Genomic DNA, 25,161 nt, shown 5'->3' on the forward strand with positions numbered 1-25,161 from the left:
ATGGAAATAGCCCTGTATCCTACAACATGCCGGGCCAGAAACCGTGAAACGGCCATCAATTATGCGTTCGCTGTCATGGACTGTTACAGTCCACTAGTTGCGCGGGCGCCGGATTCGTGCTTCGCCGGCATTCAACAGGGACTCGATCATCTGACGCGTGGTAACGGCGGCAAGTTCCGGCGACTCCATCGGAAACAGGTGGCCGCCTGGGATCTGCTTGAAATATTTGCCGACCAGGCGCTTGGTCGCATCCAGCCCGGCCTGGCGGCACTCGACCGAATCGACGCCGCCGACGAAACCGATCGGCACCGGAAAACCGCGCTTCAGGACGCTGCTCATATTATGCGGCAAGGTGCGGTAGACCGCGGTTTCGATATCGCGCCGGAAACGCAGCACCATATTGCCCTGCTCTTCTTCCAGCCCGTAGGTAATGTAGTCGCGCAAGACTTCCGGCGCCCAGTTGGCAAACACCTGCTTGCCGGCGAAATGCTGGTAAGCCGCCTCGGCGCTCGGCCACAGGTTGCGCCGCTTGGCGGAAAATCTGGCGGGCGGCACATGGTTGTCCAGGCCCAGCGCCTTGGCGCCGCGCAGCAAGGTGGCGCGCCAGCCCGCCACTACCGGCGTGTCCAGCATCACCACGCAGCTGACCAGGTCCGGGCGCCGCTGCGCCGCCAGCAGGGCCAGTCCGCCGCCCATCGAATGGCCGACCAGGATCACCGGCCGGCTGTAGCGCGCCGCCAGCTCGTCGATCAGTTCCTGCACCAGCGCCGGCCAGCCGTCGGTGACCGGGTACTTCGGATTATGGGCATGGATATCGAGCGAGCGGACGTCATAGTCGCGCCGCAGAAAATCCAGGAACTGGCGATATGTGCCTGCGGGGAAACTGTTGCCGTGAACAAAATGCAAAATCGGGTGAATCGGATCGGTCATAGATAAGACAAGAAACCTGTTTTGATGGGGTCTTATTTAAAACCGAAAGTTGCGATGCGACAAAGGGAATATTAGAGCCGCTGCTCAGGAGGAGCCCAAAAAAAAACATCCCCCATGTCGTCCTGACCGCGGGGATGTGCATGCGGATCAAGGACAAGCGGAAGCTAAAGCCGCCGCAATCCCTGGCCGGCAATCATCAGAAATGCGCGTTCATGCCCAGCCACAGGCGCCGGCCTTCATCCACCAGCCAGTTGCCGTTGATGGTGGCGCGCGGGCGGCGGTCGACGTCGACCACCTTGTCGGCGACGTTCAACAGCGAGGCGTTCAGCGTCAGCATCTTGTTGACGATGTAGGATGCGCCGAGGTCGAAGGTGGTGGTGGCCGGACGCGTGCGCACGCCGGCGCCGCCATTGCGGTAGGCCGCCCAGAACTGCTCGCTGACGTAATTGACGCGTGCAAAGCTGGATACTGCGTCGCTCGGCTGCCAGTCGAGCTTGAGGTTGGCGGCATGTTTCGGTGTCTTGTCCAGCGGCTGGCCTTTCAGGGAACTGCCGTTGAACGCCGTTTCGCCCTCGCTTTCACGCTTGGAATCGGTATAGGTATAGTTGCCCGACAGCTTCCATGCATGCGACAAAGGCACCGTCGCACCGAACTCGACGCCGCGGATATTCACCTTGGCGATATTGTTGTAGGTGTACAAAGGCAGCCCGGTCAGCGGATCGTTGCGGCCGGCATAGTCGCTCACGATCTTGTCCTTGAAGTCGTTGTTGAACACCGTCACGCTGCCTGTCAGCCCATCCGGACCGTCGTAGCGCAAGCCGATTTCCTGGTTGACGCTGGTTTCGGCCTTCAGGTCCGGATTGCCGTACAGGACGCCCGGCATCGACGTCGGGCCGCCGCTGGACATCACATAGCCGGCCGAACTCTGGCGCAGGTTGGGCGCGCGGAAGGCCTTGGCGACGCCGCCGCGCAAGGTCAGCGTCGGCGACAGCTGGTACACCGCATAGGCGCGCGGATTGAAGTGCTGGCCATACTTGTCGTCATGATCGAGGCGCAGGCCGCCGGTCAGCGACAGCTTGCTGGTGACAAAATATTCATCCTCGGCGAACAGCGCCCACGACTTGCGCGTGATCGAACCCGGATTGACATAGTTCAGCACGGTCTTGCCGATCCGGCTCGGGCTTTCCGCCGCCGTGCCGTCCAGCTGGTTGTGGGTGTACTGGCCGCCCACTTTCAAGATATTGGTGGTGAAAGGCAGCGTGGCCTGAGCGTCGAAGATGGTGTTGGTGATCTTCGGGCTGGCCAGCGCAGCTTCAGGGCCGGCAGGGCCCTCGGTCTTGCCGCTGAACTTGCCGATTTCCTGGCACAGGCTGACGTCGGTATTGCCGAAAGCCCAGCGGCCGTTGTGGCTGGCCGCCCAGTGGCTGCGGGTATCCTCCGAAATGGTCTGGCTGTCGTCCGCGGCCAGCGATTTGCCGGGCGTATAAGTGCGCTTCAGTTCTTCATGGCCGGCTTCCAGCGTGATGTCCTGGTTGCTGGCCGGCTTGATGCCCAGTTTGGCGGTGAGCGCGCGGGTATCGGTATGGGCGGTGCCGTCCACCACCCTGTCTTCCTCGCGGGTATTCAGGTTGCCGTACAGTTGCAGGCCGACCACGTCGTCCTTGACCGGTCCCGCCAGATAAAAGTCGCCCTGGTATTCATTGCCCAGGTTGGAACGTCCTTGCAGGATGGTGCTGGCGTTGAGCGCCCCGCCCCAGGCCTTCGGCACTTTGCGCGTGATGATATTGATGACGCCGCCGATCGCATCCGAACCGTACAGCGACGACATCGGGCCGCGCACGACTTCGATGCGTTCGATCGCCGCCAGCGGCGGAATCAGGCTGGACTGGATGCCGCCGGTACCGCGCGAGCTGGTTTCGCGCGTACCCTGGCGCTTGCCGTCGACCAGGATCAGGGTGTATTCGCCGGGCATGCCGCGTATCGAAATATCCTTGGAATTATTGTCGCCGCCGACGATGCTGACTCCTTCCAGGTGGCTGACCGCGTCCTGCAGGTTGGCGAAGGGCTGCTTTTCCAGCTGCTCGCGAGTGATCACGCTGATCGATGCCGGCGCCTCCTTGATCTGCTGCTCGTAGCCGCTGGCGGTCACCACCACCTCTTTCAAGGTGGTCTCGGCAAAAGCCGGGCCGGCGCTCAGCAACACGCCGCCGCACAAGGCCGGCACCGCCAGTGCGCATTGCATGGTGCTTTTTTTCAATTTCAAATTCATTTCTACAGCTCCCTCGTGGTGTTAATTGACGATTTTTATTGGTAATGATTTTGGTGAGTAACTGGACTGCTCCCGCTTGTCCTGAGTCTTCTGTCAGGCGCCGAGGGTGGCGCCGCCGTCCACGCACAGTTCATGCATGGTGATATGGCGGGCGCGCTCCGAGGCCAGGAAGATCACGGCATCGGCGATGTCGGCGGCGTCGGCGATGCGGCTCAGCGGAATCCCCAGCCGGAACTGTTCCAGCGAACCGTTGATGACCGCCCGCTTGTGCTCCTCGCTGGTCCAGAGCTGGCGCTGCATGGCGGTATCGGTCGAGCCTGGCGAGACCACATTGCAGCGGATGCCGTGCACCGCCAGCTCCAGCCCGAGGCAACGGGTGAAGTGCGCCGAGGCAGCCTTGGATGCGGCATAGGCCGCCATCTGCTGGCGCGGCACCGCCGACGCATTCGACGCCACCGTCACGATCGCGCCGCGCCGGCGCGGCGCCATGCGGCCGGCGACCGCGCGGCACAGGCGGAATACGCCGCCGACGTTGACGCTGAAGGTTTTGTCCCAGTCGGCATCGCTGCAATCGAGCGCGGAGCCGAGGCGCAAGATGCCGGCGGCGTTGACCAGGATGTCTATCGGCCCCAGTTCGCGCTCGATGCGCTCTACCGCTGCATTCACCGCCGCGCTGTCGGAGACGTCGACAGCGATGTCCAGCACTTGCGTGCCGCTGCCGGCGAGCGCATCGGCCTGCTGCGCCAGCGTTTGCGGCTGCACATCGAACAGCGCCAGCCTGGCGCCCTGCCGCGCCATGGCCTGCGCGACGGCCGCGCCTATGCCTTGCGCCGCGCCGGTGACCAGCACTACCTTGTCTTGAAATTCCATATTGTCTTTCCTTGGGTTGTTAATCAAAGTTGCGCAACCAGCGCACTATCCGCATCTGCATGCGCTGCAATGGCGGCGCCATGAGCCGCCACCGGCACCACTACCGGCGCGCCGTCGCCCGGCGCCGCCAGCACGTCCGCCTCGACTTCATACAGCTGCCGCACTAACTCCGGCGTGACGATGTCGCGCGCCGCGCCGCTGGCCAGGATGCGGCCGTTGCGCATCGCCACCAGAGTGTCGGCGTAGCGCGCCGCCGCCATCAGGTCGTGCAGCACCATCACCACGCCGCGCCCGGCGGCAGCCAGCAAGCGGATGCGGTTGAGGACGTCGACCTGGTGCCCCAGGTCCAGCATGCTGGTGGGTTCATCCAGCAACAGCAGCGGCGTCTCCTGCGCCAGCACCATCGCCAGCCAGCAGCGCTGGCGCTGGCCGCCGGACAACTGCTCCAGCGGCCGTTGCGCCAGCGCCATCACATCAGTCGCCTGCAATGCCTGCCGCACCGCCCGCTCGTCTGCGGCCGACCATTGCTGCAGCAAGCCCTGGTGCGGATGTCGGCCGTAGCGCACCAGGCCGCTGACGCTGATGCCTTCCGGCGCTTGCGGCGCCTGCGGCAGCAAGGCCAGGCGGCGCGCAGCCTGCTGCGGACGCAGCTGCCACAGATCGTCGCCGCCGAGCCGGATGGCGCCCTGGCTCGGCTTGTGCAGGCGCGCCATGCAGCGCAACAGGGTCGACTTGCCGCAGCCGTTGGGGCCGACGATCACCGTCACTTTTCCGGGGACGATGCGCAGGTTGATGCCGTGCAGGACCGGCGTTTTTTGATGGCTGGCGTGCAGGTCTTGCACCACCAGCGTCTGATCGTTGCTCATTACATTTCCTTCTTACGTTCACTCAGCAACAGCCACAGCAGGAAAGGCCCGCCCAGCAGATTGCAAATCACGCCCACCGGCAATTCAGCCGCGGCCAGCAGCACCCGCCCCAGCGTATCGGCGCCAACCACCAGCAACGCGCCCGTCAGCGCCGCGCTGAACAAGGCGATGCGGCCGCCGCCGACCAGCCGTTCGGCGATGAACGGCGCCGCCAGCGCGACAAAGGCAATCGGTCCGCAGACGCCGACCGCCAGCCCAGCCAGCAGCACCGCGCTGAGCAGCGCCTGCCACTGCGTCGCCCGCACCGGCAAGCCAAGGCCGCTGGCGATCTCCAGGTCGAAACGCAGCAGCGCCAGCCGTCGCGTGCTTAACAGAGTCAGCGGCAAGAGAATGAGCAGGCCCACAGCCAGCGGCGCTACGGCAGCGTATGAGCGGCCGTTGAGGCTGCCGATGCTCCAGGCGTACAGCGAACTGGCATGCATCAGTTCCTGGCGCGACAAGGCCAGTTCGGTCACCGCGCGCAACAGGCTGGACAAGGCCAGGCCGACGATCAGCAGGCGCTGTCCGCGCCGTCCCAGGTTGCCGGACGCGATCAGCAGCAGGACTACCGCGCCCAGAGCGCCCAGCGGCCCCACCCACCACGGGCCGAACATGCCGGCCGCGCTGCTGATCAGCGCCACGAACACGCCCAGCGTGGCGCCATCGGCCACGCCCAGCAGATCGGGCGTGGCCAGGCGGTTGCGGGTCAGGGCCTGGATCAGGCAGCCGGCCAGTCCCAGCGCGATCCCGGCCAGCAAGCCGACCAGGATCCGCGGCAAGCGGAATTCCAGCACCAGCAGTTGCAGGCCCGGCGCGCCGTGTCCGCGCAGCGCCGCCAGCAACTGTTGCGGCGACAGCCAGGTCGACCCGGCCATCAGCGCCACGCCGACAGCTGCCGCCAGCAATGCGCACAAGCCGAGGCCGGCCCACAAAGAGCGGCGCGCAAACAGCAGGGAAAAGCGGCCGCAGCGCAGCAAATGCACACCGCTTTCCAGCTGTGCAGGCGACGCCTTCGGCGGCAGATTTTCTGCGACGGGAAAGGCAGCGTTCATAGGGCCGCTCCGTTCTGCCACGCCTTCGAGCGCGCCAGCCAGATCAGCAGCGGCGCGCCGGCCAGCGCGGTCATCACGCTGATCGGCGTTTCAAACGGCTGCACCGCCAGCCGCGCCGCCAGATCCGCCGCCAGCAGCAGGCCGGCGCCCAGCCAGGCTGCGATCAGCATCTGCGTTGCCAATCCGGCATGGCGTGAAGACGGCATCAGAGCCCGCGCCAGGAAGCGCGACAGATAAGGCGCGAGCAGTCCCAGGAAACCGATCGGACCAGCCAGCGCCACCGCGCTGCCGGTCAGCAAAGTGACGCTCAAGGCCACGCCCAGCCGCAAGGGCAAGGGCCGGTGCCCCAGCGAACGGGCGATGTCGTCGCCCAGCAGCAGCGCCGACAAGGGCCGCGCCAGCAGCAGCGCAGAACACAAGCCCGCCAGCACCACCGGCGCTGTCCACAGCGTCATGCCCGGCGTGATGCCGGCCAGCGAACCCAGCACCCAGAAGCGATATTGGTCGTAGCCGGCAGGCTGCGACAGCAGGATGGCCGAGCTGATGCCGATGAAGGTAGCGCTCAGCGCGACCCCGGCCAGCACCAGCCGCAACGGCGCTGCCGCGTGATGGCCTACCTGCGCCACCGCCAGCACGCAGGCGTTGCCGAGCAAGGCGCCGAGCCCCGCCCACAGCAGATAGCCGGGACCGTTCTCGACGCCGGCCCAGGCGATGCCGACCACCACGCCCAGCGCGGCGCCGGCATTCACGCCCAGCAAACCGGGCTCTGCCAGCGGATTGCGGGTCACGGTCTGCATCAGCATGCCGGCCACGCCAAGCGCGCTGCCGACCAGCAAGGCCGCCGCCATGCGCGGCAAGCGCAGGCTCAGCAGCACCGTCTGCAACTGCGCATCGCTGCGCGCAGCGGCATCGCCCAGCAGGAAGGCCAGGGCCTGGCCCGGACGGATCTCGCCGGCGCCGATCAGCAAGGACGCCAGCGCCAGCACAGGCACCGACAACAGCAACAACAGCAGCAAGGCCCGGCGCAACGCCGGGCGTTCAACATGTTCAAGCACAAGGACTCCGGGAAGCTGCTTCAAGAAGGGTTTTTAGGTTCAGCCCGGCCGCCCAGCATGACTTTTTCGATGTCGTTCAGGATCGCCTGCGCCGCCAGCGGGCCGCCAGGGCTGGTCCACAACGAGCCGTCGACCGCCACCATATGCCCCTTCTGCACCGCACCCAGCTGGCGGAAAGCCGGACTCTGCCGCGCCGCCGCCAAGGCATCGTTGGCCTGGCTGCTGTTGAGCGTACCGACGAACAGCCAGTCGGCGTCGATGCGCGACAAGGCTTCCAGGCTCAAGGGCGGCGAATGGGCGACGCCGGCCTGCATCTGTGCCGCCGGCCGGCGCAACTTGACGTCTGCCAGCACCAGGCTGGCGAAGGCGTCTTTCAGCATATAGGCCGGCCCCTGCGGATTCCAGCGCACCACGCTGACGGTAGCGTCAGCCTGGGCGCCGAGCTTGGCGCGCACGCTGTCGGCGCGGCGCTGGTAGGCGCTCAGCAAGGCTTCCGCCTCGGCATTGCGTCCCACCACGGCAGCGATGCGGCGCAAGGCCAGCTGCCAGTTCTCGCCCTGCTTGTAGCTGACCACGGTCGGCGCAATCTTGCTCAGCTGCGCCAGCAGTTCCGGATCCGGCAAGCTGCCGACCAGGATCAGGTCCGGCTGCGCGCCTATCACCAGGTCGAGCACCGGGCTGCCGAAATTGCCGACGCTGGCGATGCCGCTGACAGCGCTGCCAAGGTAATGCGGCATGGCGCTCTGGCCGCGGCCGTTGGTGGCGCCGACCGGTTTGAGCTTGAGCGCCAGCAGCGAATCGAGGTCGATTTCGGAGAGCGCCAGCACGCGCTGCGGCTGTGCCGGCAGCACCACGGTGCGGCCGGCGGCGTCGACCAGGCTGCGTTCGGCGCCGGCAGCGGCAGCCGACAGGAAGGCCAGCGCCAGCATTGCGCTGCGGAGTGTGCGGAGAATCATGATGCGGTTTCCTTGGTGTGGGTGGCGGCGTTCTCTTCGGCCAGTTCGAAGGCGTCCATGATGCGGTGCCGTTCGGCGTGATAAGCCTCTTCGGTGTGTTCGTCTTTCCAGTAAGGGACCGCGTACATGGCGCGGCGCGGCACCGCGCGTTCCTTCAGCAGGTATTCGCGCAGCGCCACCACTTGCGTGCTTTCGCCGGCCAGCGTCACCGACACGGCTGCGGCCGGCCAGCGCAGTTCACGCACATGATCGAGCAACAGCGTGCTGCTGCCGGCCGGCGCGCCTTCGCGCGACAGCCAGCGCACGGCGATGCCGGGAGGATGGCGCAGGTGCTGGATCTCGCTGCGGTCCGGCACTTCGATCAGCGCCTCTCCGCGGGCATGCTCAGGCAAGGCGGACAACACTGCGGCGAGGGCGGCAAACGCGCTCGGATCGCCCAGCAGCAAGTAGTACTCGGCGCCCGGCACAAAGCGCGGCGGTCCGCCCGGCCCGGCCACGCCGACCGCCGTGCCGGCGACCGCGTGCAAGGCCCAACTGGAAGCCGGGCCATCATCGCCATGCAGGACGAAATCGACATCCAGTTCGCCCGCCTCGGCGTCGTAGCGGCCGACCGTGTAAGTGCGGGCAATCGGCCGGATGTCGTCCGGCGGCCAGACCGGGCCGTCCGGCCCGAGCGTCGGCAAGACCGGCTCGACCTGGCCGGGACGCGGCAGCAGCAGCTTGATGTGGGCGCCGTTGCTGTCGGGCGGAAAACCGGCCAGCGCCGGACCGGCCAGCGTGATGCGGCGCATGTGCGGCGTCAGTTGCAGGGTGCGGCGCACACGCAGCATGCGCGGCGGCGTGCGCGGCGTGGCCGCAGGGGCAAGTGCAGGCGTAGGTGTTTTACTCATGATGATTTTTCAGGATGGATTGAAGGCTCAGGCGCCTGGCGAGCTCGCGGCCGATATGCGCCAGCGGCGCCGGCTTGCTCATGCCGATATGGGTGCTGTCGATCTCGACCCGCTCCATGCGTCCCTGCACATAAGGTTGCCAGCCGAGCCAGTCCGGCGCTTCCGGCGTACGGCGCGCGGCATGGAAAAAAAGCAGGTCGCCGCGGTAAGGCTGATGCCGCAGGTCACGGTATTGCAACATGCCATGCAAGGCGCTCTGCAGCAGACGCGCCATGCGCGCCTCGTCTGCCGTCGCCAGGGTGCTGTCCGGTTGGCGGAAGCGCGCCAGCATGGCTTCTTCCGACAAGGGCCGGCCGTCGGCGTCCAGCGGCGAAGCGCCGATCACGTCCAGCAAGGTCAGCAGGGCGTCGCGCTCCTGCGGCGGCGGCTTGCCTTGCCAGATATCGCTGGGATAGGCATCCATCATGGCCAGCATGGATACCTCTTCGCCGGCGGCCTGCAGCTTGACCGCCATGGCATGGGCGATGCCGCCGCCTGAGGACCAGCCCAGCAGGCGATAAGGTCCGTGCGGCTGGGTATTGCGCAGCAGCGCCAGGTAGCCGTCCACCTGCTCGTCCACCGAAGCCGGCAAGGCGCCGCTGATGCCGTGCGCCTGCAAGCCGTAGATCGGCATATCCGGCAGCTGCATGGTGAGGCCCAGGTAGCACCACGACAAGCCTTCCGCTGGGTGCACGCAGAACAGGGCCGGCTCGCCTTGCTCCGTGCCGCGCTGGATCACCAGCAGAGGCGCGAATTCAGAACCCGCGGCGGCAGGCGGCGGCGGATGGCCGGCCAGGGTGCTGAGCGAGTGCGCCAGCGCCGCCACCGTGCGATGCCGGAACAGCGCCGATACCGCGATCTCGCGCTGCAGGGCGATGCCGAGGCGGTTAGCTACCTGTATCACCTGCAGGGACTTGCCGCCGAGCGCGAAGAAGTCGTCCGTCAGCCTTACCGTGCTCACGCCCAGCACCTCGCGCCAGACTGCCATCACGGTTTGCTCCAGCTTGCTGGCGGCGGCATCGGGCTGCGCTTCCTCGGCTTCAAGCGGCAAGACAGACAGCGCCTTGCGGTCGATCTTGCCGTTGGCATTGCGCGGCAGCTGCGGCAAGACCAGGTAGCTGCCCGGCACCGCCACCGCCGCCAGGCGCTCCGCCAGGAAGGCGCGCAGCACGGCCGGCGCCGGCAAGACTTGGTCTGCCACCAGGCAAGCCACCAGGCGCTTGCCGCCGTTCGCCAGCGTCTGCGCCACCACCGCGGCTTCGCGCATGCCAGGGTATTGCAGCAAGGCGGCTTCGATTTCCAGCGGATCGATGCGATGGCCGCTCAGCTTGAATTCATCGTCCAGCCGGCCCAGGTAACGCAGCTGGCCGTCGCTGCCTAGCAGCACACGGTCGCCGGTGCGGTAAGCCCGGCGGCTGCCGCCCTGCCCGTCAAGATTTTCCAGTTGCACGAAACGCTGCGCGGTCAACGGTTCGCGGCCAAGATAGCCACGCGCCAGGCCGCCGCCCAGCAGGCACAGCTCGCCTTCCTCGCCGTGCGCAACCGCGCGCAAGGCTGCATCGACCACCGCAATCGCAACGCCCGGCAATGGCCGGCCGATAGGCACCATATCGCCCTCGAAACCGATCGCTTCAGGGCCGGCCAGCTGCGCCGTGGTGCAGATCACGGTGGCTTCGGTCGGGCCGTAGGTATTGAGCAGCGCCACATGCGACGGTACCGAGCTGCGCCAGCGCGCCACCCGCTCCGCCAGCGCCGCCTCGCCGCCGATGATCAGCAGCCGCACGCTGTCCGGCAATGCGGCTTCATGCTGGCTGATGCAAAAGCTGAGCTCGTGCCAGAACGCCGTCGGCAAGTCGAGCACGCTGACCTGCAGCCGGGCGCAAGCCTGCAAAAAGCGCGGCAGCGATTCCAGCATCTCGTCGTTGCGCAGGATCAGGCTGGCGCCGTTGCACAGGCTGAGGAAAATTTCTTCGACGCTGGCATCGAAATGCAGCGGTGAAAACTGCAGCACCCTGTCGTCCGCGGACAACCGGTAGCGCGCCGTGGCGCCGGCGACAAAATGCGCCAGGGCGTCGCGCCCGACCATGACGCCGTTCGGCCGGCCGGTGGAGCCGGAGGTATAGATCACATACGCCAGCGCATCCGCCGCGACGATGACCGGCGCGTCCAATGGCGCAGCATCCGATGCGTCGGCATCGTCCAGGCACAGCAACGGCAAACCGGCGCCGACCTTGTCGACATGCTGGCGCAAGGTCAGCACCAGCAACGGCTGCGCATCCTCCAGCACGGCGGCGATGCGCAGCGGCGGACCGTCGGGATCGAGCGGCACGTAGCCGGCGCCGGCCCACAGGATCGCCAGCAAGGCCACCACGGTATCCGGCGCGCGCGGCAACAGCAGCACCACGCGGCTGTCCGGCTGCACACCCTGTTCGAGCAAGCGCGCGGCCAGCTTCTGCACGCGCGCCAGCAGCTGGGCATAAGTCAGCGCCACGCCATCCTGCGCCAGCGCGAGCTGTCCTGGGGTATTGGCAGCGTGCCGGCGCAAGGCGTCCAGCACCGCTTCAGGCGGCTGCCCCAGGTCGCCGCCGGACAGTAGCGCCGGCTCGCCGGCATCGGCGCCCAGCGCGGCCGCCAGCGACAGTTCCGCGCCATGCGCCGGATCGGCCAGAAGATCCAGCGCCGCCAGCAGGCTGGCATGCAGCTCGGCCAGCGCGGCGCTGTCGTAGGCATCGGGATTGGCTTCAAAATCCAGGCGGACGCCATGGGCGCCGGGAGCAACCACGATAGAAAGATCTTCCACCGGACCGGCCGAGATCGGATGAGATGTCGCCGTCAAGCCGCCGAATTCCAGCGGCCGGTCGAACGGCATCAGGTTGATCACCGCGCCGAACAGGCGGCGACCGTCGCTCAGGCCAAGGTCGTGTTTCAGGTGTTCATAGCGATAGCGCTGATGCGGCCGCAGTGCGCGCATTTCAGCGGCGACCTGCTGCGCCAGCTGGCCGATTCCGGCGTTGCGGTCGAGCCGCAAATGCAGGGGCACGATATTCATGACCATGCAGGGCACGCTCAGCGACACCGAACCGAGCCGCCCCATGACCGGCAGGCCCAGCGTGATTTCGCTGGCGGCGGTTTTCTGCTGCAGCCATGCCGCGATGGCAGCTATCAGCCATGCGCTCCAGTCGACCCCGGCGGCGCTGGCGGCGGCCTGCCATGCGCTCAGGCTGGCGGCCGGCAAAGCGCCGCGCAGACGGCGTACGCCATGCGCCACCGGCTTGGCTGGCGCCAGCAGCAGCGGCGCCGGCGCATCCTTGAGGCGGGCGCACCAGAATTCGCGATCGCGCGCACTGGCGGAGGAAGACTGGTAAGCCAGGTCTTCCGCAACCACCGGTTGCAGCGCGCTGGAGCGCACCGGCGGCAGCGCCTTGCCTGCGGTATCGGCCGAATACAGGTCGGCCACGCGCTGCGCCAGCAAGGCATAGCCGAAACCATCCAGCGCCACGTGATGGACGCGCAGATACCACAGCGTGCGCGCGCCGCCGAGCCGCAGCAGCGCGCTGGCAAACAGCGGGCCGGACGCCAGATCGGCGATCTGCAGCAGGTCGGCCTGCATCCAGCGCTGCGCCGCTTCGAACGGTGCGGCGGCGGCGCTGAAATCCAGCTGCTCCAGCGGCCAGTCCCGCCCGGCAGCCGGCATCTGCCAGACTTCCGTGCCGTCGCTGGCGTAGCGCTGATGCAGGGCGTCGCACTCGGCCACCGCCTGCCGCACTGCCGCGATAAAGGCCGCCTGGTCCAGCGCGCCATGCAGTTCGACCGCCTCGGCGGTCCAGTAGGCGGGACTGGCGGGGTCCAGCTGCTGGCCCAGCCAGATGCCGTATTGCGCCGCCGACAGCGGCAGCGGCGCCGGTTCAGCCAGCTGCTCCTTGCGGGCGATATCCATCCTAGTTGCTCCGCGCCAGCGCCAGCAGGCTCCACCAGCCGGCCAGCGTCGGCTTCTCCGCCAGATCGACGAAAGTCAGGCTGGAGCCGCCGCGGCGCCAGCGCTCGACAAGGCTCATCAGGCGGATCGAATCAAGGCCGGCGTGCAGTAGATGATCGTCGCTGCGCAGATCGGATGCCGGCATCTGCAGCAACTGCGCGACCTCCGCCTGCAGCGCCGCCAGGCTGGCCGGCAGCACGCTGGCAGCGGCCGGCCGCAAAGCCGCGGCGACGTCCTGGGTGCTGCTGACCACGCCGCAGCGTTGCGAAACGTAATCCAGCGCCATGGCGTGCTGTTCGGCGGAGAAATCGGCCAGCGCATCGCCCACCAGGAACGGCTGTATGTCGTTCATGAAGGCGTCGGCGCTGGTCATCAGGCAGCCGATATGGGCGTACACGCCGCATACGATCAGCTGATCGCGCCCCTGCGCCTGCATGCGCTGCAGCAGGTCGCTGCGCACGAAGGCGCTGTAGCGCCACTTGGTCAGCACGATATCCTGCGCGCGCGGCGCCAGCTGCGCCACCACCGGCGCCCGCTGCGGCTGCGCCGTCAGGCCGGGCCCCCACCAGTCTTGCAGCAGGCCGCGCTGCTCCGGCGCCTGCTGCGCCGGCTGCGCGGTGTACACCACCGGCACGCCGGCAGCGTCGCAGGCGTCGCGCAAGCGGCCGATATGTTCCAGCAAGGCGGGGATCGGCGCTGCCTTGCTATCGTAGAAATCGAGGAAATATTCTTGCATGTCATGGATCAGCAGCACCGCGCGCGCCGGATCCGGCCTCCAGTCGACGCGGTTGGTGGGCATGGCGGCTGGCATGGGATAGGAAGCGATTCTTGGAATAGTCATGGTGATGTCTTGAACTGGTGATTGGTTAAGGATGGACACCGGCCTTGGCCAGCTGTTCTGCGATGCGTTCGCGCAGGACGCGCTTGTTGACCTTGCCGACGCCGGTCTTGGGGAAGCGGTCGACGAATTCGATGCGGTCCGGGATCTTGTAGTGGGCGATGCCGCGCTCGCGCAGGAAGCCGGTCAGGTCCATGGCCCGCGGCACCGGGCCGCGCGGAATCACGAAGGCGCAGCTGCGCTCGCCCAGGTAGGCGTCCGGCATCGCCACCAGGGCGACGTCGTACACGTTCGGGTGCGCCAGCAAATGGTTTTCGACTTCATCGGCGGCCACCTTGTCGCCGCCGCGGTTGATCTGGTCCTTGGCGCGGCCCTCGACCACCAGATGGCCTGACGGCAGGCGCGACACCAGGTCGCCGGTGCGGTAGAAGCCATCGGCGGTAAATGCGCGGGCATTGTGCTCTTCCGCCTTGTAGTAGCCGCGTATGGTGTACGGACCGCGGGTCAGCAGGTGGCCGACTTCTCCCGGCATCACATCGCGGTCTTCGTCATCCACCACGCGTACTTCATCGGCGGCGGAAATCGGCCGCCCCTGGGTCGAGGTGACCAGCTGCTCGATATCTTCGTAACGGGTGTAGTTGACCAGTCCTTCGGCCATGCCGAACACTTGCTGCAAGGTGCAGCCGAGCACCGGCCGCACGCGCTGCGCGACTTCGGCGGTGAATTTGGCGCCGCCTACCTGCAGCAGCTCCAGGCTGCTCAAATCATGGCGCCGGCCGCTGTTGCTGTTGCTGTTGGCGGCCGCATCCAGCCACACCATCGCCAGCGGCGGCACCAGCGAGGTGATGGTGACCCGTTCCGCTTCGATCAGCGGAAACGCATCGTCCGGACTGGCGCGCCGCGTCATGACCACGCAGCCGCCGGCGTACAGGACGCCGAGCGTGCCCGGCGAACTGAGCGTGAAGTTGTGCGCCACCGGCAACGCGCACAGATAGATGCTGTCCGGCGTCAAGGCGCAGATTTCGGCGCTGGCGCGGATGCTGTAGAGATAATCGTCGGGCGTGCGCGGAATCAGCTTGGGCAAGCCGGTGCTGCCGCCGGACAGCTGCAGGAAAGCGACGTCGTCCGCGCGCGGCTCGGGGAACCTGCGCGCCTCGTCATACAGGCTGTCAAGCGCGCAAAACTCCTCCGCCTCTCCCACTACGACGACATGCCGCAGGCCAGCCTGCTCGGCCCGGACCTGGCGCGCCAGCTGGCGGTAATCGAAGCCGCCCTCGACATCGGCGATGATGTAGGCCGCGGCTTCGCTGTGGGCGCAGAAATAGCCGATCTCGGTGCGGCGATGCGCCGGCAAGGCAAACACCGGCACCGCGCCCAGGCGGAACAGGGCAAAGCATACGGCGAAGAATTCGGCGATATTCGGCAGCTGCACCACCACCCGCTCGCGCGGGCGGATGCCGAGCCGGTCGAAACCGGCCGCCAGCCGGTCGCTGCGGCGGTCCAGCTCGGCATAGGTCCAGCGCCGCGCGCCGCACACCAGCGCCAGGCGCGACGGATATTGCTGCGCGCGCCGGCGCAGCATGGCGCCGAAGGTTTCACCGGTCCAGTAGCCGGCGGCGCGGTAAGCCGCCGCGGCCTCCGGTGGCCAGGGCGTGAATCCCGGCAAATAATCAAACTGATCGGCGCTGCTCATGACGCCGCCTTCGCCTGCTCGTCTTCCAGCATCAGCTCCAGGCTCATCGCCGCCAGCATGGTGCGCAGCTTGGCAGAGGTCTCCAGCAGTTCCAGCTGCGGCTCGGAGCCGGCGACGATGCCGGCGCCGGCATATAGCGTCGCGCTATCGGCGCCAACTTCGGCGCAGCGCAGCGTCACCGCCCATTCGCCGTCGCCATGGCTGTCGCACCAGCCCACCAGGCCGGCGAAATAGCGGCGGTCGAAACCTTCGGCGTCAGCGATGAATTTGGCCGCCGGCGCCGCCGGATGGCCGCATACGGCTGGCGTAGGATGCAGCGCCAGCGCTACTTCCAGCGAGGTGGTGGCGGGATCGGCCAGTTCGCCGCGCAGCTCTGTGCCCAGATGCCACATGGTCGGCGTCGCCAGCAGGCTCGGCGCCGCCGGCACTTTCAGGTTCTTGCAATACGGCCGCATGGCGGCGGCCACCGCATCGACCACCAGCGCATGTTCATGCAGATCCTTGGCCGACTGCAGCAAGCCGTCGGCGCGGCGGCGGTCTTCGGCCGCATCGGCGCTGCGCGGGATCGAACCGGCCAGCGGATGCGACACCAACTCGCGGCCGTAGCGCGCCAGCAGCAATTCCGGGCTGGCGCCGATCAGCGTGCGATGCGCCGCAGCCGCGTCGGCCAGGTCGATGGCAAAGGTGTAGCCGCGCAGATTGCGCGCCGCCAGCCGCTGCAGCAGGGCCGGGACTGCGATCTGGGCGTCGAGCGTCAGCGAGCGCGACAGCACGGTTTTTTCAAAGCGGGAATCGCGGATGGCCGCCAGCGCGCTGCGCACATTGCTGCGGTAGGCTTCGGGCGTCGGCTGCATCAAAGGCGTCATCGACAGCTGGGCGCCGCAGGATTTTTCCGCCGGACTCAAGGCGGCAACCGCGCTGTCGACACCGGCGCCGCTGGCCAATTGCTGCGGCATGTATAGATAGGGCGAAGCCGAACTGCCGTCCAGGCGGAACGGCAGCGCGCCCATCAGCACGGCGGGCGGGCGGCCTTCCTGCCTGGCTTCCTGCAGCCAGGCTGCCGCCTTGGCGGCAAGCTGGCTGGCCTCGCATGGCGGCAATACCGCCTTGACGCCGTGCGCCAGCAACGAGCGCCGCGGCGACGCAAAGAAGGTCGCGCCGGTCTGGTAGTGCTGGAGCAGATCCGCGGCGCTGGCTTGTTTTAAAAATGCATGATGAAGTCTGTCGTTCATGAAGACGGTCCTCGCAAGAAATGAGTGGTGGCGTGGCATGCGGCTAGCCGGATGAATGGTTGCCCTGCCCGCCAGCGAACGCGTCGCCCGCATCGGAACGATTGCATTGCCTTCGGCGCGATCAGTTGCGCGCTTTATTTCCGCTGCCGTTCATGCTTCTTGAGCAGAGCGGGAGACCGGCAAGAGCGTGCTCGACGTAACCAATTGTAAATGAGATTGTAAATGCAAATGAGAATGATTAGCAATTGATTTATTAACCGAATGGAATTAATATGCATGGCAGACAGATATTCCTCCTCGCATCCAGCCCCGCAATTCGCGCAGCCAAGGCAGCCACCACCTACCGAGCACCCTCATGAAAAGAGACCAACTTGTCGTCGATGAAGAAAGCTTCCTCAACCTGGCCGGCATCGATCCCATGCCCTCGCCCGCCGAACTGCGCAGCCTGCTGCCGCTCGACGCGCTGGCGGCGCAGACGGTCGCCACGGGCCGCCGCACCGTGCGCAACATCCTGGAGCGGCGCGATCCGCGCCTGCTGGTAGTGGTGGGCCCCTGTTCCATCCACGACCCGGATGCCGGGCTGGAATATGCGCGCAGGCTGCAGCAGCTGGCGGCCGAACTGGCCGACACGCTATACATCGTGATGCGGGTGTATTTCGAAAAGCCGCGCACCAGCATCGGCTGGAAGGGCCTGATCAACGATCCCGGCATGGACAATACTTTCCGCATCGCCGACGGCATGCTGCAGGCCCGCAGCTTCCTGCTGGAGGTCAACCGGCTCGGCTTGCCGGCCGCCGCCGAAGCGCTCGATCCGGTCTCGCCGCATTACCTGGGCGAGCTGATCAGCTGGGTGGCGATCGGCGCCCGCACCACCGAATCGCAAACCCATCGCGAGATGTCGTCCGGCCTGCCGATGCCGGTCGGCTTCAAGAACGGCACCGACGGCGGCGTCGAGACCGCGGTCAACGCCATCCTGTCGACCTCGCGCCCGCACGCCTTCCTCGGCATCGACAGCGACGGCCGCGCCGCCGTCATCCGCACCCGCGGCAACGCCCATAGCCACCTGGTGCTGCGCGGCGGCAGCAGCCGTCCCAACTACGACAGCGTCAGCGTCGCCCTGGCCGAACGCGCGCTGGCCAAGGCCAAGCTCGCGCCCAACATCGTCATCGACTGCGCCCACGGCAACTCTTACAAGGACCACCGGCTGCAAGCGACCGTGATGACCGACCTGGCGCAGCAGATCCGCCATGGCAACCGCAGCATCCTCGGCAGCATGATCGAAAGCTTCCTGGAAGCAGGCAACCAGCCTATTCCGTCCGACCTGGCGCAGCTGCGCTACGGCTGCTCGGTGACTGACGCCTGCGTCGACTGGGACGGCACCGCCGCCATGCTGCGCGACGCCGCCGCGCAACTGCGCGATGCGCTGCCGGCGCGCATCGATACCGATACCGATACCGATACAAATACCGATACCAGCACTACAGGAATGCAATGAAACAGCTGTCGCCCACCCAAGCCATCGTCATCGTCGCCGCCATCCAGTTCGTCTACATCCTCGATTTCATCATGCTGCTGCCGCTCGGCCCCGACCTGGCGCGGGCGCTGGCCTTCCCCAGCGACAAGCTGGGCTGGCTGTCGGCCGCCTACACCTCGGCCGCAGTAGTCTCCGGCCTGCTGTCGGTGCGCCTGCTCGACCGCTTCGACCGCCGCTCGGTGCTGCTGCTGGCCTTCGGCGCCGTCGGTCTGTGCACGCTGGCGGCCACCTTCGCCAGCAGCCTGTGGACGCTGATGCTGGCGCGCGGCCTGACCGGCCTGTGCGGCGGCCCCGCGATCGCGCTCGGCATGGCGATCATCATCGACAGCACGCCACCGGAACGGCGCGGCCGCGCCATCGGCAAGGTCATGCTGGGATTCTCGACGGCGGTCATCGTCGGCGTCCCGCTGGCGCTGGAACTGGCGCGCTGGGGCGGCTGGCGCCTGCCGTTCTATGCCGTGGCGGCGCTGGCGGCGCTGGTCTGGCTGCTGGCGGCATGGCGCCTGCCCAGCCTGCGCGCCCACCTGGAGCAGCCGCGCAAGCAGGCGGTGTCGGCACGCAGCCTGCTGGCCCAGCCGGCGGTGCGCGCAGCCTGCCTGGTGCAAGCGCTCAGCCAATTCTCCGCCTTCCTGGTGATCCCGCAATTCTCCGCCTATCTGCTGCTGAATCTCGGCTTTCCGCGCGAACGCCTGGGCATGCTGTACTTCGCCGGCGGCATTACCGCGATGGTCACAGTGCAGCTGCTAGGCCGCCTGGCCGACCGCGCCGGCCCGCTGCCGGCCGCAGCCATCGCCTCGCTAGCGTTCTGCGCCGGCCTCGCGCCATTTTTCGACCTCGGCGCGATGCCGCTGGTGCTGCCCTTCATCCTGTTCATGGCCGGCAACGCCGGCCGCAACGTCACCCTGGCCGCCCTCACCAGCCGGGTGCCGGCGCCGCATGAACGAGCCGGCTTCATGTCCTTGCAGAATATCGTGCAGGACCTGGCGATCACTGCGGCTGCGGTAGCGTCCAGTCTGATACTGGGAGAGACGGTGGATGGCCGGCTGACCGGGATGAGCGTGATAGCGTTGCTGTCAGCGGTGATGGCGGTTGCGGTGCTGTGTGCCTTGCCGCGCTTGCATCGGCCGTTGGTGGCGGTGGCGTCGAAGTAGCTGAAGAAAATGACTGCGTTATCGATCTCGAATCAATGGCAGGTTTGCGACACGTGGCAAGTATTCAACTCGCAAAAAGGCAATCAGATCAACGCCCATGCCAATACCGGCGACGCTGGTTCCTGTAGGTATCCGCCGCCACGCTATCGCCAAACTTCAACAAGATCGCCCCTCCCTCGTCGTTTCTAAAACTCTCTACCCCGCGTTCCTGATAGCGCGCCACCACTTGCTGTTTGGGATGATGAAACCGATTGCGATAGCCGACCTGGAACAACACAATCTGAGGATCAACCTGGGCCAGAAACGCCGCCGTGGATGAAGTCCCGCTGCCATGATGCGGCGCCAGCAGCACAGTGGATTTCAAATCCTCGCCATAGCGGGCGACCAGTTGCTGTTCCTGCGCGGCTTCGATATCTCCGGGCAGCAAAATGGCATGCGGGCCATGGCTGACCTTGAGCGTGCAACTGACCATGTGCGGCTTGCTTTTTTGCTGGGCGGCCGAAGCCTGATATTGCTCAATATCCGGATACAGCATGTCGAACTTCATCTCTCCCCATTGCCATGCCTGCCCTGCATGACAGTTTTGGTGATCGGCCGCTGCCTGGACGATCGGATGCTGCGGCGGTAGCGATGAATACACGGTGCCGACCTTGACGGCATCCATGACCGACAGGGCGCCGCCGGCATGGTCGTTGTGGACATGCGATATCACCAGCGCGTCCAGCGCAGTAATGCCGCGCGCTTTCAGGTAGGGCACGATGACGCGGCTGCCGGCGTCGGATTCCGGCGAGTGGTAAGGGCCGCTGTCGTACAGCAGGCGCCGGTCGGCCGTTTCCACCAGCACCGCCATGCCCTGGCCGACGTCGAGGGCGGTCACCCACATTTCTCCTGCAGGCGGACGACTGCCGTTATCCAGCAGCAGGGGCAGCCAGCCGGCCAGCGCCAGCCAGCGCAAGGGCCAGCCGCGCGGCGCCAGCAGCCACACGGTGGACAGCAAGGCCAGCGCGGAGGCCCAGGCCGGCGGCGCCGGCGTCTGCCATACCGCAAACGGCAAGGCGCTGAGCCAGCCCAACAGCAGCGCCAATTGTTCCAGCAGCAGATGCGCGGCGCGCCACAGCCAGGTCGACAGCGGCGCCGGCAGCGCACTGGCGATCAGCGTCAACGGCGTCACCACCAGGCCGACCAATGGAATCGCCACGGCATTGGCCAGCGGCGCAATCAGCGAAACGCGTCCGAACAACAGAGCCGTCAGCGGCAGCAGGCCGATGGTGACCGCATATTGCGTGGCGCCGGCGGCCCGCAAGCGTTGCCACCATGTTGACACGCGCGCATTGCCATCATCGCGCGCGGCCGGCCGGCGGCCGACGCTGGTGTACAGGATCACGCCGACGGCGCAGAACGATAGCCAGAAGCCGGGCCACAGCACCGCCCAGGGATCGGCCAGCAATACCACGAGGAGCGCGATGCACAGCACGTGCGAAACGCTGGCGATGCGGCCGCTCCACAAGGCCAGCGCCACTACCAGCAGCATGTAGAGAGTGCGTTGCGCCGGTATGCCGAAACCGGCCAGCAGCACGTAGACCAGCGCGGCCAGGGCGCCGCTCAGGGCGGCGGCTTTTTGCACCGGCAGCAGCAAGGGCAAGGCAGCGTTCGTGAAAAAAGAACGGCGCCATAACGCGGCCATGGCGGCGGCGAACATGCCGGCAATCATGGTGATGTGCAAGCCTGAGATGGCGACCAGATGACTGATGCCGGTGCGGTTGAAGATTTCCCAGTCGGACTGGTCGATAGCGCGCTGGTCGCCTATCGCCAGCGCCACCAGCACGCCGGCGTAGCGATGCTCGGGCAAGGCATCCAGGATGCGTTCGCGCAAACGGCCGCGCAACAGCGCCACCAGATTGCCGGGGCTGAATACAAACGGCTGCAATTGCCGGTTCCCTGAACTCGCTCCCTGGTCGCCGCGGACATAGCCGGTAGCGCGCAGATTGCGCTCCAGCAGCCAGGCTTCATAGTCGAACGCATGCGGATTGGCGCTGCCATGGGGCCGCTTCAAACGCACCGTCAATTGCCAGCGCGCCCCGGCCGTCAGCTGCGACTGCGGCGCTTGCTCCTGATCGCCATTGCGGTACCAGGCCAGCGCCAGGCGCTTCGGAATGACCGGCGATTCACCGTCCTGCTGCACGGCCTTTTCGACGGCAAAATCGAAACGCGCGCCTGTTTCAAAATACGACGGCAGGCTGGCTATCGTGCCAATCACCGTGACATCGCGCCCTTCCCACTCTGGCGCCAGCTCTTGCTGCAAGTAGCAATGCGCGAACAAGGCCGCCCAGACAAAGCCGCAGGCAAGGCCTGCCAGCAGGCGGGCGGCAAACCTGAGCTGCCAATGGGGGATTTTATAAGCTGCGCAAACCAGCGATATCGCCGCCAGCGCCAGGCAAGCCAGCAGCCAGACTGGCGGCAAAACCGCCTGGATTTGCAAAAAGATAACGCCAAGCAGGAATCCGATGATCGCGCTACGCATCCGGAGCGCGCCCGTACCTGGTTCAGGCTAAGGCCGCCAGGCGCGGCAATGCAGCGCGGGCGTTGGCGGCGGTGGCTTGCGCCAGCTCGGCCAGCGGCATGCCGCGCAACTCGGCCAGCACGGCGCCGATGCGGGGGATTTGCTGGGGCTGGTTGGTGGCGGGATGCAGCCATGCCGGGGACATGTCGGGCGCATCGGTTTCCAGCACCAAAGCATCCAGCGGCAGCTCCACCGCCAGGCGGCGGATCTGCAGCGCGCGGGTAAACGTCATGGCACCGCCGAAGCCGAGCCGGAAACCCAGGCCGATGAAGGCCTGCGCTTGCTGGAAGCTGCCGTTGAAGGCGTGCGCGATGCCGCCGCTCACCTTGATCCGGCGCAGATGCTTGAGCAGGATGTCTTGCGAGCGCCGTACGTGCAGCAGCACCGGCAGGCCGAACTCGCGCGCCAGCTTTAACTGTTCAACATAGAAGTATTCCTGCTTGTCGCGCAAAGGGCCGCGGTCCATGCCGGGCACGAAGAAATCCAGGCCGATTTCGCCGATGGCGACAAAGCGCGGATCGGCCATGGCGGCGCCGATGGCCGCGCGCAGGGCCAGCAGATCGCTGTCGTCGGCGTGTTCTACATAGAGTGGATGAATGCCGAGCGCATAGCTGCAGTTAGGCAGTTGCGCGGCCAGCGCCGCCACTGACGCGAAATTGGCGCGCTCCACGGCAGGGATCACGATCCACCTGACCTGCTGCTCGGCGGCAGCCGCGGCGACCTGCGCCTGTTCGCCGCCGAATTCAGCGGCATCCAGATGGCAGTGCGTATCTATCCACATCGGGTGATCCTTGGAAAATTATCAGGCCATATCAAACATATATCAGATACATCAACGCCTGGCGGATTAATAGATTGATATCGTAGCATGGGCAAACCTGGCCCCACGTAAGCGCAAACATAAACATTTCTCGCTCCGCCCGTTTGCCTGATAACATGATGCAAAAAAGTATTTGTTAGAAAGCAATCTAGATGTCCATCGCAAACCAGCCGTCAACTCCGTTCGACCAGCGCGAATTCCGCAACGCCCTGGGAACCTTCACCACCGGCGTCACCATCATTACTGCCTGCCAGGCCGACGGCAAGCTGGTTGGCGTCACCGCCAACAGTTTCAACTCGGTCTCGCTGGATCCGCCGCTGGTGCTGTGGAGCCTGGCCAAGTCGTCCAACAGCCTGGCGGCGTTTGAAGCTGCCGAACACTGGGCGGTGCATATCCTGTCGCACGACCAGGACCAGCTGGCCACCCATTTCAGCAAGCGCGCGCACGACAAGTTCGCCGGCCTGGAGGTCGAATCCGGCATGGGCGGCGCGCCCTTGCTGGCCGGCTGCACCACCCGCATGCAATGCAAGACCGCCTACCGCTATGACGGCGGCGACCATATCATCATGGTCGGCGAGGTGATGCATTTCGAGCATTCCGATATCGCCCCGCTGGTGTACCAGCGCGGCAATTACGCCATCGCCACCCGCAAGGAACTGGCCGACGAAGCGGAAGCCCTGATCAAGGCCACCGCAGCCTCCAGCAGCTTCGATGAAAGTTCGATGAGCTACCTGCTCGGCAGCGCGTATTTCCATCTGTACGGCAAGCTGCGCGAATTCGGCGCCGCCAAGGGCTTGAACGATGCCGAGTTTTTCGTGCTGAATACGCTGGCGGCGGGCGACGGCCGCAGCCTGGCGGAACTGAACCGGCTGTTCGTGTATGCCGGCCATACGCCGCTGATCAATGTGCTGGACGACATGACCGCGCGCGGCCTGCTGCAAATCGTGGTGGATAAAGGCGAACGCAACGACCGCGGCCTGTTCTACCTGACCGCCATCGGCCGCGCCCTGGCGCAGGAGATCGGCGACAGCGGCAAGCAGACCGAACTGGCGCTGCTGAACAGCCTGGGCGCGGTCGACACCATCGCCCTGCGCACCCTGCTGCGGCGCTTTATCAGCCTGACCGACGATGGCAAGCTGCCGCTGGATGAGGAATAAGCCCGTCTTTCTGCCACGGCCCGCAATGCGCTACACTTCAGTACAACCCATCATAGATTCCGGACAGCGCCGATGAACATCCGCTTCCTCGAAACCTTCGTCTGGCTGGCCAAGCTCAAGAATTTCCGGCTGACGGCGGAAAAGCTGCACACCACGCAGGCCGCGGTATCGAGCCGCATTGCCACGCTGGAGCAGGATTTCGGCGTGCGCCTGTTCGACCGCGGCGCCCGCGAAGTGGCCCTGACTACCGATGGCGGCAAGGCGCTGGTGTACGCCGAGCGCATCGTCAAGCTGATGCGCGAGATGAAAGACGAGATGTCGGCCAAGGATCATTATTCCGGCGTGCTGCGCATCGGCGTGATCGAATCGATCGTGCACAGCTGGTTCCCGGACCTGATCGGCCGCATCCACAAGCTGTTTCCGCAGCTGGAGATCGAAATCGCCAGCGACACCACCATCCACCTGCGCGAACAGTTCAGCAAGGGCGACCTCGACCTGGTGCTGCAGGCGGAGGCCGTAATCGCACCGCATATCCGCAATCTCAAGCTGTGCGAATTCCCGATGCGCTGGGTCGGCAGCGCCAAGCTCGACATCGGCAATGAAACCCTGAGCCTGTCCGACCTGGCGGCCTTCCCGCTGGTCAGCTTCGCCCGCAATTCCGGGCCGCATACCGTGCTGGAACAACTGTTTTCCGACAGCGAGCGCGGTTCCCTGCATATCAATTGCATCACTTCTGTCGCCACCATGATCCGGCTGGTCAGCGACGGCTTCGGCGTGGCAGTGGTGCCGCCGGCCATCATCCAGCGCGAGCTGAACGACGGTAGCCTGCAGCAGCTGCGGGTCGACGCCGATTTCCCGGCGCTGCAGCTGATGGCCTCGTTCCGCAACGATCCGGAAAATGCCTTGACCGAAACCATCGCCAGCATCGCCCAGGAAACCGCCTCCGAATTCGCACTGAATTGGGGACCGGAAATCGCCAGGCTACCGTCGGAACCGCTGGAACTGCCGTTTCCCGCTATATAAGATTGCCAGGCCTGCACCGGCGCTATTGGTGCGCACCCGCCCCAACTTTGCTCATAAGATTTTCCAATCAATCGCGCTGACAATTTCTTGTTGGACAGCCGCCAGCCCCTTACGCATACTCGATTCATCCGGCAGCACTCGCAGCCGCCGGTGACGGCCGTCACAGAAACGCCGCTTCATCCTGCGCCGCCCGCGGCGCAGCAGAATCCTC

The 25,161-nt window shown here is 66.1% G+C and carries 18 protein-coding genes; 4 read left to right on the top strand and 14 right to left on the bottom strand.

The genetic code is table 11. The annotated features are described in order from the left end of the window. Positions 1–93 precede the first annotated feature (93 nt). From AC07V8_RS19395 to AC07V8_RS19450, 12 genes are all read right to left on the bottom strand, one after another. On the bottom strand, positions 94–930 hold the full coding sequence (locus AC07V8_RS19395; protein WP_494679346.1) for an alpha/beta fold hydrolase: 837 nt from the start codon (positions 928–930) through the stop codon (positions 94–96). A 196-nt stretch (positions 931–1,126) separates the two neighbouring features. Beyond that, on the bottom strand, positions 1,127–3,199 hold the full coding sequence (locus tag AC07V8_RS19400; protein WP_494679347.1) for a TonB-dependent receptor domain-containing protein: 2,073 nt from the start codon (positions 3,197–3,199) through the stop codon (positions 1,127–1,129). A gap of 93 nt (positions 3,200–3,292) precedes the next feature. Continuing rightward, positions 3,293–4,069, bottom strand: coding sequence for a 2,3-dihydro-2,3-dihydroxybenzoate dehydrogenase (locus AC07V8_RS19405; protein ID WP_494679348.1), 777 nt, complete (start codon positions 4,067–4,069; stop codon positions 3,293–3,295). A gap of 23 nt (positions 4,070–4,092) precedes the next feature. Continuing rightward, positions 4,093–4,935: an ABC transporter ATP-binding protein gene (locus AC07V8_RS19410; RefSeq protein ID WP_494679349.1), complete on the bottom strand. Its 843-nt coding sequence runs from the start codon at positions 4,933–4,935 to the stop codon at positions 4,093–4,095. After that, positions 4,935–6,026, bottom strand: a complete 1,092-nt coding sequence (locus tag AC07V8_RS19415; RefSeq protein WP_494679350.1) for a FecCD family ABC transporter permease — start codon at positions 6,024–6,026, stop codon at positions 4,935–4,937. The genes AC07V8_RS19410 and AC07V8_RS19415 overlap by 1 nt, the downstream gene beginning before the upstream one ends. Then, positions 6,023–7,081: a FecCD family ABC transporter permease gene (locus tag AC07V8_RS19420; protein ID WP_494679351.1), complete on the bottom strand. Its 1,059-nt coding sequence runs from the start codon at positions 7,079–7,081 to the stop codon at positions 6,023–6,025. Before AC07V8_RS19420 ends, AC07V8_RS19415 begins: the two co-directional genes overlap by 4 nt. Positions 7,082–7,101: 20 nt before the next feature. Then, the gene (locus AC07V8_RS19425) at positions 7,102–8,037 is read right to left on the bottom strand and encodes an ABC transporter substrate-binding protein (RefSeq protein WP_494679352.1); all 936 of its coding nucleotides are present in this window, start codon (positions 8,035–8,037) and stop codon (positions 7,102–7,104) included. Then, positions 8,034–8,927, bottom strand: coding sequence for a siderophore-interacting protein (locus AC07V8_RS19430; protein WP_494679353.1), 894 nt, complete (start codon positions 8,925–8,927; stop codon positions 8,034–8,036). Before AC07V8_RS19430 ends, AC07V8_RS19425 begins: the two co-directional genes overlap by 4 nt. Continuing rightward, positions 8,920–12,903 (bottom strand): amino acid adenylation domain-containing protein, encoded by a 3,984-nt coding sequence (locus AC07V8_RS19435; RefSeq protein ID WP_494679354.1) that lies wholly within the window; start codon positions 12,901–12,903, stop codon positions 8,920–8,922. The genes AC07V8_RS19430 and AC07V8_RS19435 overlap by 8 nt, the downstream gene beginning before the upstream one ends. A gap of 1 nt (position 12,904) precedes the next feature. Then, positions 12,905–13,783, bottom strand: coding sequence for an isochorismatase family protein (locus tag AC07V8_RS19440; RefSeq protein ID WP_494679355.1), 879 nt, complete (start codon positions 13,781–13,783; stop codon positions 12,905–12,907). A 25-nt stretch (positions 13,784–13,808) separates the two neighbouring features. Then, the gene (locus AC07V8_RS19445) at positions 13,809–15,473 is read right to left on the bottom strand and encodes a (2,3-dihydroxybenzoyl)adenylate synthase (protein WP_494679356.1); all 1,665 of its coding nucleotides are present in this window, start codon (positions 15,471–15,473) and stop codon (positions 13,809–13,811) included. Beyond that, positions 15,470–16,705, bottom strand: coding sequence for an isochorismate synthase (locus tag AC07V8_RS19450; RefSeq protein ID WP_494679357.1), 1,236 nt, complete (start codon positions 16,703–16,705; stop codon positions 15,470–15,472). The genes AC07V8_RS19445 and AC07V8_RS19450 overlap by 4 nt, the downstream gene beginning before the upstream one ends. A 355-nt stretch (positions 16,706–17,060) precedes the next feature. Here AC07V8_RS19450 and AC07V8_RS19455 point away from each other — a divergent pair, with 355 nt between their 5' ends. Further along, on the top strand, positions 17,061–18,200 hold the full coding sequence (locus AC07V8_RS19455) for a 3-deoxy-7-phosphoheptulonate synthase (RefSeq protein WP_494679358.1): 1,140 nt from the start codon (positions 17,061–17,063) through the stop codon (positions 18,198–18,200). Further along, positions 18,197–19,390, top strand: coding sequence for an MFS transporter (locus AC07V8_RS19460; protein WP_494679359.1), 1,194 nt, complete (start codon positions 18,197–18,199; stop codon positions 19,388–19,390). Before AC07V8_RS19455 ends, AC07V8_RS19460 begins: the two co-directional genes overlap by 4 nt. A gap of 88 nt (positions 19,391–19,478) precedes the next feature. Here the strand turns inward: AC07V8_RS19460 and AC07V8_RS19465 are convergent, their stop codons facing one another. Together AC07V8_RS19465 and AC07V8_RS19470 are read right to left on the bottom strand one after the other, a co-directional pair. After that, on the bottom strand, positions 19,479–21,911 hold the full coding sequence (locus tag AC07V8_RS19465; protein WP_494679360.1) for a DNA internalization-related competence protein ComEC/Rec2: 2,433 nt from the start codon (positions 21,909–21,911) through the stop codon (positions 19,479–19,481). Between the two features lie 22 nt (positions 21,912–21,933). Further along, the gene (locus AC07V8_RS19470) at positions 21,934–22,731 is read right to left on the bottom strand and encodes a TatD family hydrolase (RefSeq protein WP_494679361.1); all 798 of its coding nucleotides are present in this window, start codon (positions 22,729–22,731) and stop codon (positions 21,934–21,936) included. Positions 22,732–22,922: 191 nt separating this feature from the next. Here AC07V8_RS19470 and AC07V8_RS19475 point away from each other — a divergent pair, with 191 nt between their 5' ends. Both AC07V8_RS19475 and AC07V8_RS19480 read left to right on the top strand, forming a co-directional pair. After that, a complete protein-coding gene (locus AC07V8_RS19475) occupies positions 22,923–23,927 on the top strand; it encodes a flavin reductase (protein WP_494679362.1) in 1,005 nt (334 codons plus the stop codon). A 72-nt stretch (positions 23,928–23,999) separates the two neighbouring features. Continuing rightward, complete coding sequence (locus AC07V8_RS19480; protein WP_494679363.1) at positions 24,000–24,950, top strand: LysR family transcriptional regulator; 951 nt, start codon at positions 24,000–24,002, stop codon at positions 24,948–24,950. Positions 24,951–25,161 lie beyond the last annotated feature (211 nt).

This window comes from Collimonas sp. GW821-FHT02H07, assembly GCF_059421505.1.